The organism is Mesorhizobium sp. B2-6-2 (genome assembly GCF_006440615.1).
Lineage (GTDB): Bacteria > Pseudomonadota > Alphaproteobacteria > Rhizobiales > Rhizobiaceae > Mesorhizobium.
The window spans coordinates 929,593-944,615 of the sequence record NZ_VFUG01000001.1 but is presented as its reverse complement, the minus strand read 5'-3'; the positions used below and the strand labels follow the sequence as shown (position 1 = coordinate 944,615).

At 64.3% G+C, this 15,023-nt stretch carries 11 protein-coding genes; 6 read left to right on the top strand and 5 right to left on the bottom strand.

Annotated features, from left to right (window positions below; all coding sequences use genetic code 11):
• The first annotated feature begins 61 nt into the window (after window positions 1-61).
• The 5 genes from FJ419_RS04610 to FJ419_RS04590 are packed head-to-tail and all read left to right on the top strand — an operon-like array spanning window position 62 to window position 6,693.
• The gene (locus tag FJ419_RS04610) at window positions 62-841 is read left to right on the top strand and encodes a PP2C family serine/threonine-protein phosphatase (protein ID WP_140687956.1); all 780 of its coding nucleotides are present in this window, start codon (window positions 62-64) and stop codon (window positions 839-841) included.
• Entirely contained in the window at window positions 838-3,369 is a 2,532-nt protein-coding gene (locus tag FJ419_RS04605; protein ID WP_140687954.1) for a serine/threonine-protein kinase, read from the top strand. The genes FJ419_RS04610 and FJ419_RS04605 overlap by 4 nt, the downstream gene beginning before the upstream one ends.
• Window positions 3,370-3,380: 11 nt before the next feature.
• The gene (locus FJ419_RS04600) at window positions 3,381-3,875 is read left to right on the top strand and encodes a DUF1036 domain-containing protein (protein ID WP_181170599.1); all 495 of its coding nucleotides are present in this window, start codon (window positions 3,381-3,383) and stop codon (window positions 3,873-3,875) included.
• Window positions 3,872-6,313, top strand: coding sequence for a M23 family metallopeptidase (locus tag FJ419_RS04595; RefSeq protein WP_140687951.1), 2,442 nt, complete (start codon window positions 3,872-3,874; stop codon window positions 6,311-6,313). The genes FJ419_RS04600 and FJ419_RS04595 overlap by 4 nt, the downstream gene beginning before the upstream one ends.
• Complete coding sequence (locus FJ419_RS04590; RefSeq protein WP_140687949.1) at window positions 6,313-6,693, top strand: hypothetical protein; 381 nt, start codon at window positions 6,313-6,315, stop codon at window positions 6,691-6,693. The genes FJ419_RS04595 and FJ419_RS04590 overlap by 1 nt, the downstream gene beginning before the upstream one ends.
• A 73-nt stretch (window positions 6,694-6,766) precedes the next feature.
• Here FJ419_RS04590 and FJ419_RS04585 read toward each other — a convergent pair whose 3' ends face one another.
• Window positions 6,767-7,300 carry an OmpA family protein gene (locus tag FJ419_RS04585; protein ID WP_181170598.1) on the bottom strand — a complete coding sequence of 178 codons (534 nt, stop codon included), beginning with the start codon at window positions 7,298-7,300 and terminating at the stop codon, window positions 6,767-6,769.
• Window positions 7,301-7,630: 330 nt separating this feature from the next.
• On the opposite strand from FJ419_RS04585, the gene FJ419_RS04580 reads away from it, so the two are divergent.
• Window positions 7,631-8,122, top strand: a complete 492-nt coding sequence (locus FJ419_RS04580; RefSeq protein WP_246679118.1) for a hypothetical protein — start codon at window positions 7,631-7,633, stop codon at window positions 8,120-8,122.
• Window positions 8,123-8,240: 118 nt separating this feature from the next.
• On the opposite strand, the gene FJ419_RS04575 is transcribed toward FJ419_RS04580, so the two are convergent.
• The 4 genes from FJ419_RS04575 to FJ419_RS04555 all read right to left on the bottom strand — a co-directional run bounded on the left by FJ419_RS04575 (window position 8,241) and on the right by FJ419_RS04555 (window position 15,014).
• A complete protein-coding gene (locus FJ419_RS04575) occupies window positions 8,241-9,425 on the bottom strand; it encodes a caspase domain-containing protein (protein ID WP_246679117.1) in 1,185 nt (394 codons plus the stop codon).
• A 61-nt stretch (window positions 9,426-9,486) separates the two neighbouring features.
• Complete coding sequence (locus FJ419_RS04570) at window positions 9,487-10,578, bottom strand: OmpA family protein (RefSeq protein WP_140687942.1); 1,092 nt, start codon at window positions 10,576-10,578, stop codon at window positions 9,487-9,489.
• A 425-nt stretch (window positions 10,579-11,003) separates the two neighbouring features.
• Complete coding sequence (locus FJ419_RS04560; RefSeq protein WP_140687935.1) at window positions 11,004-13,553, bottom strand: caspase family protein; 2,550 nt, start codon at window positions 13,551-13,553, stop codon at window positions 11,004-11,006.
• Window positions 13,554-13,913: 360 nt separating this feature from the next.
• The gene (locus tag FJ419_RS04555) at window positions 13,914-15,014 is read right to left on the bottom strand and encodes an alcohol dehydrogenase family protein (protein ID WP_140687933.1); all 1,101 of its coding nucleotides are present in this window, start codon (window positions 15,012-15,014) and stop codon (window positions 13,914-13,916) included.
• Window positions 15,015-15,023 lie beyond the last annotated feature (9 nt).

Genomic DNA, 15,023 nt, shown 5'->3' with positions numbered 1-15,023 from the left:
GGCCTGGGCACGCGGCCCATGGCTGGTCACAGAGGACGCCTGCTGAGCGCTTGGTGGCAAATTGAGCACTGTCGCCCTCCCCATCGACAGCTTCGGCGTGAGTCACAAGGGCTGCGTGCGCGATCACAACGAGGACAACTACCTCATCGAACCGCTGACCGGGCTGTGGGTGGTGGCCGACGGCATGGGCGGGCATGAGGCCGGCGAAGTCGCCTCGGCCAGCATCGTCGATCACCTGGCGACGATTGGCATTGCGAGCTCGGCGCCGGATCTTCGCGCCCGCTTCGAGGACCGGCTCAGCCGCGCCAACGCCGAGATCCGCAACATATCGCGCTCGCGCGGCATCACCATCGGCTCCACTTTCGCGGCCCTGCTTGCCATGGATGGGCGCTTCGCCTGCCTGTGGGCCGGCGACAGCCGCATCTATCTCGTCCGAAACGGCTCGATCTTCCAGGTTTCGAAGGATCACACCGAGGTGCAGGAATTGCTCGACCGCGGCATGATCAGCGCGGAGGAAGCGCGCGTCTGGCCGCGCCGCAACGTGATCACGCATGCGATCGGCGTCAGCGACGAGCTCGAGATCGATTTCCAGCAGGGCGAGCTGATGGCGGGCGATGTCTTCGTTCTGGGCACCGACGGATTGACCGCGCATGTCAGCGACGCCGAGATCGAGGTCGCGGTCAGATCCGCCACGCCGCGGACGGCATGCGAGAATCTCTTGGAAACCGTGCTGGCGCGCGGCGGAACCGACAATGTGACCATCGTGCTCGTGAAGATCGGCGGCGGACAGAGCGGCGCGCACCATTCGGATCGGTCCGCAGCGGAGGGCCTGGCCAGATGAGCGACGACGACAAGACACGGCTGGCGAGGAACGTCACCTATACGGGTGTCGGCACGCAGCTCAGCGGCATCTACGAGCTCGACGAGAGGATCGCCTCCGGCGGCATGGGCGAAGTCTATCGCGGCCACAACATCCAGACCGGCGACCATGTGGCGATCAAGATCGTGCTGCCCGAATTCGCCCGCGACCAGACGATCCTGTCGCTGTTCCGCAAGGAAGCGTCGATCCTCAACCATCTGTCGCATGACGCGGTGGTGCGCTACCACGTCTTCACCATCGACCCGGGGATCGGCCGCCCCTATCTTGCGATGGAGTTCGTGGACGGCCAGTCGCTGTTCGACATCATGCGGCGCGGGCCGATGCCGGGCGAAGATGTGCGACGGCTTTGCCATCGGCTGGCCTCGGGGCTCGCCGCAGTGCATAAGGCTGGCGCGGTGCACCGCGACCTCTCGCCGGACAACATCATTCTGCCGGGCGGGCAGGTCGAGCGCGCCAAGATCATCGATTTCGGCATCGCCCGTTCGGCCACCGTCGGCGGAGAAACGCTGATCGGCGGAAAGTTCGCCGGCAAATACAATTACGTCTCGCCCGAACAGCTCGGCCTCTATGGCGGCGAGGTCAGCGAGCAATCCGACATCTACAGCCTCGGGCTGGTGCTGGCCGCTGCGCTGCGCGGAGAGCCGCTCGACATGAGCGGATCGCAATACGAGGTCATCGAAAAGCGCCGGACGGTGCCGGACCTGTCGGATATCGACCCCGATTTCCGCGAGCTGATCGAAGCCATGCTGCAGCCGGATCCGCGCGACCGGCCGGCCAGCATGGCCGAGATCGCCCGGGCGACGCGCGGCGAGGATCTCGAGGCGACATTGCCGCCGCCGGTGTCGTTTGGCGCACGCGAACGCTCCGGCCTGCCGCGCGCCGGCTGGACGGCACTGCCGGATTCCAAACCGCCGCCGCCTTCCGGCGAGCCGCGCTTCGTCGAGCATGTGCGTCCGGCGCATCTGTCGGAGCCGCGGCCTCAGCCGGCGGCCGCTTCACCCAGGGCGCCTGCGACTGCACCGGCCGTGCCGCGAAAAGCTTCGCGGATACCCATCATTGCCGGCGGCGTTGTGGCGCTGGCTGTGCTGGTTGGGGGCGGCCTTTATGTCAGTGGCGTCCTGGCGCCGCCGCCGGTGGCGGAAAAATCCAGGCCGCTAACGCCGAAGCCGATCGCGGAACCAGCCAAACCAGTTGCAGAAGCCCAGCAGCCGGAAGAACCGAAACCTCAGCCGCAGATGCCGTCCGCAACTCAGTCGCAGGCGCCGAAAGCTGACAGCGCCGCCGCCATCGAGACGGCGAAGCCACCTGTCCAATCCGATACGGAAGCCAAGACACCCCTCGAGAAGCCGGCGCGGCCTGCCACTCAGCCGCAAAGCGAGGCCAACAACCAGACGCCTGTCCCCCCGGTCGAGACCAAACCCGCGCAGCCGCCAGCCGAGCAATCGCCGACGCCTGCACCGGTTCCCGCACCGAAGGCCGTGGAAAGCCAGAAGCCGGCGCAGCCTGCAACCGAGCCGGCGGTCAAGACGCCGGAACCGAGCCAGACGGCTGAAAACAAACCGGTGCAGGAGGCAAGCCCACCGACAGCCAAGCACAGCGTCAAAGACTTGGTCGACATGCTTTCCAAGCTGCCGAATGCTTCCCCACCCCCCGGTTCGGAAGGCCCGGCACCGGCGCAACCTGTCAGTCCGCCGGCCAAGCTGGAGGCACAGACCCCGACGGCCAACCCGCCGCAAACGCCGCCGGCACAGCCGGCGCAGCAAATGCAGCCGCCGGCGGCCAAGCAGCCGGACAACACCGACGTCGCCATCAATGTGCCCAAACCGGCGGTTCCGTCACCGGAACCGGACACGGAAGCATGGACGGAGCGCCGCTCCTGGGTGCGCGATTTCAGCGGCGGCAGTTGCTTCTACGCGAACGTCACCTCGGGACCCGGCGCTTCCCCGGCGATCGAGGGATTCGGAACCGCGGTCCAGCCCTTCGAACAATTGCTCAATGATTTCCAGGCGAGGTTCCATGTCGAGCCGGACATCAGCGTGCGACTGATCACGCTCTCCCAGTGCGGCGTGCCCACCTTCCTTCGCTTCCTCGACCGGAGCTCGGCTGCAAAGCCACAGCTTGTCCTCGACCGGACATCGGTCCCCGACGGATCGCCGGTCAGCGGCGCGCTGTATACGGGCGGCGGGCTTGTCTCGAACATCATGCTGATCGACCACAAGGGCATCGCCTTCAATCTCGACGACCGCATGGTGCCGCAGACCGACAAGGTGACCTTCAACATCCCGATCGGTCTCGCTGCCGCCGACAAAGCAGCCGCCAAAGCGGTGCCGCAGATCATGCTGGTGATCACCGGGCCCAAGGACATCCAGGCCGCCATGTTCTCAAGACCGACGCCGGCCTCGGAGCTTTTGCCGAGAATCCTCGAGGAGATCGAGGCCGATGGATCGCAGTTCTCCGCCACGGCCACCTATTTCCGGCTCGGCGGATAGCATGAACGCCGATGGACCTTCGCCGCCTGCGTTATTTGGACCAGCCCTCGCCACGCAAGCAGCGTAGCCGGCTCCGATTGCTGTTGCCGGGCCGCATGTCGCTTGCCGCGTTGTTCGGCGCGGCGCTGCTCTCGATGCTTTCGCCCGGCAAGGCGCATGCCGAATTCACCGTCTGCAACCAGACGCTAGACGTCGTCAATCTCGCGGTCGGACAGAAAGTCGACAATGCCGACCAGACCGACGGCTGGTGGACCATCGGCGCCAACCAGTGCGTCAACGTCATCCGCGAGGAGCTGGCCAATCGCTACGTCTACCTCTACGCGACGGACGTCTTCGGCCACGCGATCCTCAACGGATCGACCGAGATGTGCATCGACCGGCGGCGCTTTTCGATCCGTGGCATCGAAGAGTGCTGGCAGCGCGGCCATATCGCTGCGCGCTTCGTCGAGGTCGATACGCAGGAGCAGGTGCGCTGGACCTATTTCCTGACCGGAAACAGCCCGTGACGCACGCGATCGACACGAGCTTCAAACAGAAGAAGCTGGCGCGCTTGGCCGAGCGCCGGCGCAAGCTCTGGCGCGGAATCCTTGCAGGGGCTGCAACGCTCGCCGTCGTCGCTTTGGCCACCGGCTTCTACATGACCAGGGACTATTGGTCGTTCGGCGACGAGGACGAAGAGCTGCATCCCGTCGAGGGCATGGAAGATGTGCCCCCCGATGCCTCGGTCTATGTGCCGGCGATCATCGATCTCGCCGGCGATCCGATGTGGATCACGCTGGCGCCCGATGCCGACAGCGCGACGAAGGGCAAGACCGTCGCGCGCCCTGCCGAGCTCGACAGTTCGGGCGCTTCGCCGCAGATCGAGACGCTGTCCGACGTGATGCTGAGCGCCAGCGAGAAGTTCATGACGACGATCCCGTCGACGCAAGAGGATTTCGCCTTCTTCCAGGCGCAGCGGCAGGCCGCTCCCAAGCCTTCGGCAACGGCGCCCGACGATGCGCAACCGGCACCGCCCGCTCCGGCCGCGGCGCCAGACGATCAACAGGGCGATCCGCAAGGCGACCTCGGGAACGACCTCCAGGCGGCGCCGGACGAGAGCGACGCCGGCCCGGCGCCCAAGGCCGACGCCGACGACCCCGAGGCCGGCTGGGGCGAGACCATTGACCAGGGCGAAGCCGCGCTCCCGGCTTTCAAGAAGACCGCGGTCGAGAACAACACGACCGTTGCGACCGTCACCAGCGAATATCAGCGCTTCGAGGCGACCGAGGACACGTTCGTGAAGATCCTCAACGACCGCAGCCTGGACAGCGTGGCGCTCGACGCGCATTTCTCCGCCGACGATGCGAAGCTTGCGGGCGAAGCGCTGAAGACGCTGTTCAACCGCGACGGGCTGGAGCCCGGCTTTGTGGTGGCCATGCGCGGGTTCCGGCCGAACCGCGAGACGACGACGATGTCGCTGATGCAGGTCTCGATTTACGCCAAGAATGTCTATGTCGGCACGCTGACGCGCAATGCGGCCGGCGCATTCGTGTCGGGCGTCGACCCCTGGGTCCGCGAGGATCTGTTCAACTATTCCGGCGCTTCCGACCAGGGCGGGCCCAAGCGGCAGTACCGCCTGCTCGACGCGATCTATTCGACGGCAGCACGCAACAAGGTGCCGACCAGCGTCATCGGCGAGGCAATCATGTATCTGTCGCGGGGGCAGGACCTCGACGCCTTTGCCAGCGAGGACCAGCGCCTGGTGCTGATCTATTCGCAGACGCCGCGCGGCCAAGGCGAGATCTCCGGCCGGGTGCTCTATGTCGGTGTCCAGGGCACGGACAAGAGCCTCGACTGCTTCGTCTTCCAGCAGAGCGATGGCCAATATGCCTGCGTGACGGGCGACGACCAGGTCCGATCGCTGACCGTCACCAACGGCATGGTCACGCCGGTCGCCGGAGTGATGACCTCGACCTTCGGCCCGCGCAAGCATCCGATCCTCGGCACGGTTCGAATCCACAAGGGCGTCGACTGGGCGGCGCCGGTCGGCACGCCGGTGATGGCCGCCTTCGACGGCGCGATCTCCTTCCAGGGCGATGGCGGCAGCTACGGCAATCTGGTGAAGATCGCGCATGCCAACGGCCGCGAGACGCGTTATGCGCATATGCAGAAATTCGCCATCGCCAGCGGGGTCGGCACCAAGGTGAAGGCCGGCGACGTCATCGGCTATATCGGCACAACAGGGCTTTCGACCGGCCCGCATCTGCATTTCGAACTCTATCAGAATGGCGAGGCCATCGATCCGCTGGGCACGGTCACTTCGGTCGCCACCGCCGTTTCCGTCAGCTCCGGCGGCTCAGGCGATTCCGCCGTCGAGACGCTGACCGACCGGATCGTGCATGTCGAAAGCGGCGGCAGCGCCCGTGCCAAGAACCCGCTTTCGTCGGCGACCGGCGCCGGCCAGTTCATCTCCAAGACCTGGATCCGGATGATGAACACGTATCGTCCCGATCTCGCCCGCTCGCTTTCGACCGCCGACCTTTTGGCGCTCCGCTACGACGCGACGCTGTCGCGCGAGATGGTGCGCAACCTGGCGCGCGAAGGCGAAGCCTATCTGCGCGCCCGCGGCCACCAGATCACCGCCGGTCGCCTCTATCTTTGCCATTTCCTCGGCATGGAAGGGGCGCATCAGGTGCTGGCGGCGCCGGGCTCGTCGCAGTTGACTGCGGTACTCGGATCAGCCGTCATCCAGGCCAACCCGTTCCTCACCGGCAAGACCGCCAGTTATGTCGTAGACTGGGCCGAGCGGAAAATGGGGCAGAAAGCGCCGCGCGTGGTGACCGATCAAGGCCAGCCGGCGGCGACCACGACCGAAATCCGGCAGACGTCTCCGGAATTCGAAAAATACAAGCAGGCGATCACTGCGCTGATAAGTTCGATCCAGAACACGGTGGAGCCCGGCTAGTGGCACTGCAAAAGGATTTTGACCGGTCGGCTCTGTTTGTGTTGGCAGGTGGCATGCGTTGGAGATTGACCGAAACGCCCATCGCGATCGTCATTCCAGGGCGGAGCAGGAGCGAAGCTCCGTCGCCAAGACCCTGGAATCCATGCCGTTACCTTCGCCATGGAGTGCAACGGAGCAGAATTCTGCATCGCAGCAACGCTTCCAAGTCACGGAATGGATTCTATGGTCTGCGCACGTCGCTGCGCTCCTTGCTCCGCCATAGAATGACGAGGTTGGGGCGGCTTCGACCAATCCCCGGCGTTTGCCCCGATTTCATGGAAATGACCAAGGCGCTGATCTTCGGCACCGGCATCGCGGTGGGCGGCGCGCTCAAGAACTGACAGAGGACAAAGGCCCGGCCGGCCGCCGGGCCGGCTGTCTCGCTATGAGCCGTCCGGAGACAGGGCCGGCCGCCTATTGCGTCCTGATCCGCATTTCCACCCGGCGGTTGACCGGATCGTAGGGATTGGCGACGCGCGGATGCGACTTGCCCATGCCGATCGGCGCGAGGCGGGTAGATTGAACGCCGTTCGCCGTCAGGAAGGCCGCCACCGATTGCGCCCTTCGCTGCGACAGGTCCTGGTTGTAGCGATCCGTACCGGTCGCGTCGGTGTGGCCTTCGACAACGAAGCTGAACGTGCTCAGCCTATTGTCCTTCAGCGCCTTGGCGAACTCGTCCAGCTCCGTGCGCGCCGTCTGGTCGAGCTGGGCCGAATCCAGGGCGAAATTGATCATCATGTCGAGGCTGCCCTTTTGGGGCGCCTCGTTCTTGTCGGCCTTGCTCTTGCACTCTTCCTCGGTGCCGACGCAGATACCGCGCGACGCGCCGAGATTGCTCTGGCCGGCGAAGAACTTCACGATGTCTTCCGATTTCTGAAGCGGATCGGCGTAAACGTGCGTTGAAAAAAGCACGGTCGCCAATGCCAAGGCTGAGCTGCCCCACCGCATGACCGTCACTCCTGTTTGAGCGGGTTTCGCTGACGCGCACCATATCAAATCTTGAAGCGATTGTCTGTGAACAAGCGCACGTTGCCGACGGCCGCCACCTGCTAAAAGCTAGCGCATGATGCCGAAAAATGTGAAGCGGTTTCGGGCGACATCATGCTCTAGCTCTTTGATTTAGAGACGGGTTCATCCGGCTCTAAGGCTTGACCGGCTCTCGGCTAAAGGCTTGAGTGGTTTTCAGCTGGCTCTCGGGGTTTGGCAGCCATGGCCAACGAACTCGGATACAGAACCGCAAGGGATCTCTTTCTTGCCTGTCCCGCGATCGCCCGGGACATGAAATCGCCGGCCGCCAATCAATCCCCGCTCGAGTTCTGCCGCGCCCTGCTCGCCGGACGCGTGCCGGAGGAGGCTGTCACGTTCTGTGCCTATCTCCTGCCGGAACGCGCCGCGGTCTGGTGGGGGCATGAATGCCTGAGCCATCTCTCAGAACTCCTTGCCGATAGGGACCTCGAATTGCTGGCGCTCGTCAACGACTGGGTCGGCGAGCCTGGCAATCCCCGCCATCGAACGGCGCTGGGCGACGCCGTCGATCCGTCGCCGACGACGCCGGCTGCTTGGATCGCTCTATCCGCGGCGTGGCGCGACCCGGCCTTCGATATGCTGTCGACTGGATTTCCCGCCGCCCACGCCGTCAACGCCGGGATCCTGGCGGGGCTGGCGCGCGTCTCGACCGCGGACCGCTTTGGCGTGCTTTCGGCCTTCGTCGAAATGGGCATCCAGATGGTGGAGATGGAGGCGCAGCGGCAATCGGTCGACGCGTACTAGTGCGTTTCACCGTTTCACGGAAACGGCGAAACGCCCTATCTCTTTGTTTTTTACGCAATTCCGGACGGAAAACCGCTCACACTTTTCCTGGAATTGCTCTAGGGCCTACCGGACACAGTCATTTGCAGCCGCCTTGCGCCCACCTGGCCAAAGCGACCTTGAAGCGCGTACCGAGCGGATGCTGCAGGCGCAGCACGGAGACGTCGTTGGCGGCGAAATTCTTCGCCTGCTCGCAAAGGCGGGTCTCGTTCCACTCATGGCAGCCGTCGCAGTGCTTGCCTTGCCAGACCGATTTGTCGAGGCCTTCGACCGGACTGAAAAGCGGTTGTCCCTTGATCAGTTGGGCTATGCTCTTGCCGTCGATCGCCGGGTCGCCGAACTTGACGGGGCGATCGAAGAAGATCGGGCCGTCCGTCGCCAGCTTCGGGATCCTTTCACGCAGCGCATTGAGCGCAAGCTGGTCGTCGGTCTGGCCGGACGCCGCGCCGGTGTTACGCGTCCCGGAGCCCACTTCGGCCTGCGGCGTACCCGCCTCGCCGACGATCAGCGGCGCATTGAGATCGATCCTGTGCAGGACGACCTCGGTGGTCAGCGAGACGTTGATCCACGGGCGCTGCTTGCCGGCAGTGGCCTTGAAGACGTCGCTGGTCACCCTGTTCATCGCTTCGGTGATGGAGACGTTGGCTTCGCCGATATGCTGGAGCAGCGCCGTGGTGAACGGCGAGTGGTCGCCCGAACCGTCATAGGCGAGCTGGTTCGGACTTGCGGCGAAGGCGACCAGCGTGCCGGCGCCGCCATTCTCGATCGGGATTTCGGCGAGGCCGCTGCTTGCGCCCTTGATGCCGGCGGTCTTCGCCAGCACGTCGGCAAGCGGATTGTCGCGGCAAGCGTCCAGGAAAACCAGTCTTATGCTGGTCTCGCGCGACATCTGGCGCAGGACGAAATCGACCGAGACGGCCTCGAAATCTAGCGAGGTCTCGTCCTCGAGCGCGGCATCGACCGGAAGCAGATAATTCTTGCCGGAGACCTGCAGGCCATGGCCGGCATAGAAGAAAAGCGCGATGTCGGCGCCCCGCACCTGCTTGGCAAACTGCGCCACCGTAGTCTGCGTCTGCTGCTTGGTGAGGTCGAAGCCGGAGACCACCTCGAAGTCGAGGTCCTTGAGCCGATCGGCCATGGCCTGCGCATCCCGCGCCGGATTGGCGAGCGGCGCCGCGTGCTGATATTGCGAGTTGCCGAGTACGAGCGCGACGCGCCGCTCAGCATTGGCGGCGGCCATCGTCAGAATCAGGGCAAGCGCCACAGCTCCCGCAGCGCGAAGCAGGCCACCGCAAAAGGCGATCGGACTAGGACCCACCGCCACCTCAGTTGGCGAGCTTGCTGGCGGAGAATTCGATCCGCCGGTTGAGCGCCTTGTTCTTGGGCGTGTCGTTGGCGGCGACCGGCTTGTCCTCGCCATAGCCGGCCGAGCTTATCTGGTTGCGCGGCACGCCGTCGGCGATAAGCGCATCGGCGACCGCCTGGGCGCGCCGCTCGGAGAGCGCCTTGTTCGCCTCGGCCGATCCGTCGGAATCGGTGTAGCCGGACACTTCGACCTTGAGGGCCGGGCATTTGCCGACGACGCCCTCGACCTCCGCCAGCAGCGGGCGGCTCTTGGCGTCGAGCCTCGCGCTCGCCTGGCGGAAATAGATGGCGCCGGTGCGCGAGAGCACGGCAAACCGGTTGAGGCACTCCTCGTCGCTGAAATTGGCCTTCGCGGCATCGGTGGCGACGGGACCGACCTCGGCGGTCGAGGCCGCAACGGTCTGCACGGCGGCCGGCTTGGCGCCGTCAGCGGTGAAGACGAAATCGAAGGACACCGACGCCGTGGGCACGATGTTGGTCACGTTCGCCGCCTGCTGCAATTTGTCGATGTTGGGCAAGAGCCCGAAATCCTCGACATGGACCGCGACGGGCGCCTCCGAAGCGACGGAAACCTGGGTGTCGCTGATCATGGTGACGACGACGCTTGCCTCGAGATCCTTGTCGACGCCGTGCAGGCTGAGGCGGAACGGCAATGTCGTCTTCACCCGGCGCTTGGCCGGCAGATCGGCGAACGCCGCCGGATCCACCTTCGCCGTGACTTCGGCCGTCGGATAGGTGAATGTCTCGAAAAACAGGAAACGCATGCGAACGTTGCGCAGGTCGACGCCGGTGTCGACGGAATTGAGGTCGAAGCTGATCCTGGCGTCGCCGGCGGAACTCAGCGTGCCGGTGATGTTCCTGATCTTGTTGGTCTCGACGATCGTGTTCTTCTTGACCGACTGGTAGGTGAGCACCGAAGCGGACGGATCGAGCGTCCAGTTCGGCGCGGCGCTCGCAGCCTGCGATCCGAAGACCAGCAGCGCGGCAACGACTAGGCCAAAAGCCGGGGCCTTGGCTCGCATTTTTCGCCAGAATGCGACGACTTCGAACATGGAACGCCCCCGCCAGGACAACCCGATCTCGATACCGGCATGTGACCGGAGCATAGAGCAATTGGTCGGGCTTGGCGAGCGGTTCTAGGAAATGAGAGCTGGACCACCATCTAGAGAGATAGAGGGTCTCGATCGACTCTCGTTACCAACTGTGACCACCTCCCGCACCTCCACCCAAAGGCGTAATAACAGGCGGCGTTCCGTTCTGAACGGGCTTGATCAGTTTCTTAGTGGTCACCTTTTTCCGTTTGATGACCTTGGGCGCAGTAGTCGTACGAACGACCTTGGTTCGGTGCTTTGTTGCCGGTGCCGGCTCAATCTCAGGGGTTACGGTGGTGCAGCCAGTGGTCGCCAAGACACCGGATAGCATCGTTGCGATGATTGCCTGTTTCAATGCCCTACCCACCACCTTTTCTCCTTTTTGATCAGAACAAGTCCCGGCGCGGGTTGGCTTGCTCCCAGACAGCTCTGGCCGTCTTGATCAATTGGTCGTCGACCGACCCGCTCGTGGGGATTTTCGATTTGAGTTCCGAGCGCAACTGCTTGAGGGCAGCCGTCTTTGGTTTTGCGCCAAACTGCGCCAGTGTTGTTTTTGCACTCGGCAGCTCGTCACGAAGATCAAGTCCGACCGCGTATGCGAGATACCGGATAGCCACAGCCTGATCGGCCTTGTTGCCCTTCTGCATCTCAAGAGCTGCTCGGTCATACGCACCGGAATAGTCACCACGGGCGGCCGCCAATTCGAACAGCCTTTGCGCTTCGTCGAGGTTCTGCACCACGCCGACACCGTCGCGGTACATGCGGCCAAGACTGGCGGGTGCATAGGGCTGGCCCAGATCTATCGCTCTCTGAAAAAGCGATTGCGCCTGCTTCGGGTCCTTCTCGACGCCGCGACCAGTAAGATAGTTGCGGCCGAGAAGGTTCATCGAATACATGTCCTGCCGCTCTACCCCCGCTTTGAGAAAGGCAACCGCGCGAGCATAGTCCTCAGGCACACCATTGCGGCCCTCTGTGAAGATCGAAGCGAGCTCGTTCATGGCGTAGGTATGCCCCATTGCCGCACCCTTGAGCAGCAAGTCCAATCCCTTGCTCGGATCGCGCTGGACTCCGAAACCGTTGAACAGAGCGCGGCCCCAAGCGGTCATCCCGTAAGGATCTCCCTTGCTGGAGGCAGCAGAATAGAAGGTGTTTGCTTTCGTGGGATCGACAGCCGTTCCTATTCCCGACGCGACCAGATAGCCGAGCTCGAACACCGCGCCGACATGTCCCTGGTCGGCGGCCTTCTGGATGGACTTCTTGGCCTCCTCGACCTTGCCGGCGGCGAGCAGCGCGCGCCCGAGTTCGTAGTGGAACCGCGCGACATCAGGATACGCCTTCACCGCCGCCCGGCAGGTCTCCACCGCCCCGGCACCGATCTCGTTCGGCAACAGGCCAGGAACGACGCCCTGCAGGTCCAAGGGTTCGCCTGCCTGCGTGTCGCACGGGTCGACACTCGGCGACAGCTTCATCGTCGCCGGCTTTGACGGTGCGTTGTCGGCCCTGATTTCGACGCCGACTATCAATGGCTTGACCGCGCCTATCTGCGGTTCGTAGCGCAGTTTATCGACCTCGTCGGCCATCAGGCTCGATTGCGGCGATAGGGTCCGGTCCGGCAGGGACAGCGTCCCGGTTGCCGGATAGCTCGCAAGCTTCACGCTTACGGCCGGATCCTTGGTCGGGAAATCCAGCTTCAGCGGCACCGGGCCGACACCGACCGGAATCTTGACGTCGCGGTTCTCGATCGCCTCGGCGGCGCCGGCGATGTGGATGCCGCGCTCAAGCACCTGTTGCTTCTGCTCGGACTCCAGCGAGGCGACAAGCTGCTTGCCTGCAGCGCCCTCGCCGTTCTTGACCCGGAACACCAGGATGCCCTGCGATCCGCCGCCCCATTCGTCATGCGCGGCATAGGCCAGCATGTCGACCTGGTCCTCGGCGTCGGCGCTCTTCGGCACATCCATCGCAAGTCGCGGCAGATCCTTGCCTTCTATCGGCTCGCCCGTCGCGACCGGCTTGCCGTCCAGGATCAGACGCCCCAGCGCCGGCGGCCTTTCGATACTGATGGTGACCGCGCCGCCATCGACATCGACCGGCACCGGCAGGTCAAGCGCGACCGGACCGACGCCCGACGGCACGGTCTTCTCCAGCACCGGCGGCAAAGCCGGCCGGCTGGCGCGGCGCATCAGCACCACCTCGTCGATCAGCGAGGAATTCTCCCAAGGGACCTGCGCGCCCTTGGTGGCCTCGACCACGTCGCGGCGGACGGCCGCCATGACCGAGCGTATCTCCTGGTTCGGCGCCAGCGCGCGGCGGGAGAAGGCGGATGAAAACGGGCTGAGATCGCCGGACCCGTCATAGGCGACGGCGCCGGGTTCCGTGGCGAAGGCGATCAGCGTGTTCAGCGAGCTTTTGACCTGCGCAAGGCCGGTGCCGCCGGCCGCGATCAATTGGTCGCGCAGCCAGTAATCCTTGCGGGGGAACGGGTTGTTGCGGCAGGCATCGAGGATGATCACCTGGATCTTCGATTTGGCGCGCAACTGTTGCAGGACGTCGTCGAGCTTGACCGCCTGGACCTCGATGTCGGCCGCATCCTTGAGCGACGCGTCGACCGGGATCAGGAAATTCTCGCCGCCGATCTGAAAGCCGTGACCCGAATAGTAGACGACCGCCAGATCGGCGCCGTCCGCCGCCGCGAGATAATTGCGAAATTCCTTCTCGAACTGGAGCTTGGTGAGATCCTTGGCGACGAACACATCGAAGCCGGCCAGCCGGAACGTGCTCGACACGTCGTCGGCATCCTTGTCCGGATTTTTCAACGCAGGGATTTCGCGATATTCGGAATTGCCGATGACAAGCGCAACCCTCCGATCGGCGTGCGCCTGCACTGTCGCGAGGCCCACGAGGATAAAGGCTGCAATCAGCGCGCAGCATCGCAGCATGGTAAAATCCCTAACTGCTATCACCCGTCGGCCACAAGAACGCAGCTTGCGGCATCGCGGTCTGTTAAAGACTTCACAATCTGCCAAGACGGCAAGGAACGCGCCTGCGATGGCAAGGCAGATCGCGCATTCAATCAACCGCTAAAATAACGCAGAGACCTCGGCGCCGCAATGACCTGGGTAAGCGCGCGCCGTCCGTCGATGCAGGATCGCCATCGGCGAGCCACGCCTCCACAGCGCTGCGTGTCTGTGACGCCACAGCGTTTCAGGAACGGCGAAAACATCCTTTCTCTTGCTTTTACGCAATTCCGGACGGAAGGCTAAGGCGAACCGCCGAGCCCGACCCGACCTCTTTCCTGGTCAGGCGCCGCTCCACATCGCGTCCGGCACCACCACCAGCTTGCCGACGAAGTCCTTGGCCATGAAGTCGGTCTGGGCGCGGTGGAAATCCGACAGTTTGTAGACGCCGCCGACCAGCGGCTTGATCTTCTTTTCCTCGATGTAGCGCACGATGCGGCGGAAATCCGCCCGCGTGCCCTGGCTCGAGCCGTGGAGCTGGAGCTGCTTCAGATACATGGTGCGGAGGTCGAGCTGCACGACCGGCCCGACGATCGCGCCGGCAGTCGTGTAGCGGCCCTCAGGGCGCAGGATGCGCAAAAGGTCGTTGAAGATGGCGCCGCCGACGAGGTCGGCGACCACATCGACGGGCTCGCCGCCCGTCGCTTCGATGACGGCGGTGAGCAGGTCGGCCACGCCGCGCGTGATCACCTTCTCGGCGCCGATGTCGAGCACGGCCTGTTCCTTGCCCTTGCCGACGACGGCGTAGGGGATGGCGCCCCGCGCCCTTGCCAGTTGCACGATGCCGGAGCCGACACCACCGGAGGCGCCGGTGACCAACACACGCTCGCCGGCTTTCAAGCCCGCCCGCTCCAGCATCTGCTCGCCGGTGAGATAGGCACAGCAGAAGGTGGCGAGCTCGACATCGCTCAGATCGGTGTCGACGACATGCGCGTTCTCGGCCGGCAGCGCCTGGTATTCGGCATAACCGCCGTCACGGCCGTGGCCCATATAGTCGATGTCGGCGAGCGAATCGTCGTCGCGGTTATAGATCGAGAAGTCGACCATGACGCGCTCGCCGATGCGGCTCGCAGGCACGCCGTCGCCGGCGGCGACGATCGTGCCAACAGTGTCGGTGCCTTGGATGCGCGGGAAGGTCAGTGTGTTGCCTTGCCGGCGCCAGGTCGACACGGCAGCCGCGTCCTCTTCAGTGCCATAGGCGCCCTGGCGCACCCAGACATCGGTGTTGTTCATGCCGCAGGCGCTGACCTTGACCAGCACCTCGCCGGCGGCAGGTGCCGGCACCTTTACATCCGTGCGGTAGACGAGCTTCTCAAGGCCGCCATGGCCCGTAAGCTGCACGGCGGCCATTGTGGCGGGAACGGTTCTGGTCATGGCATTCATGTCGCTTCT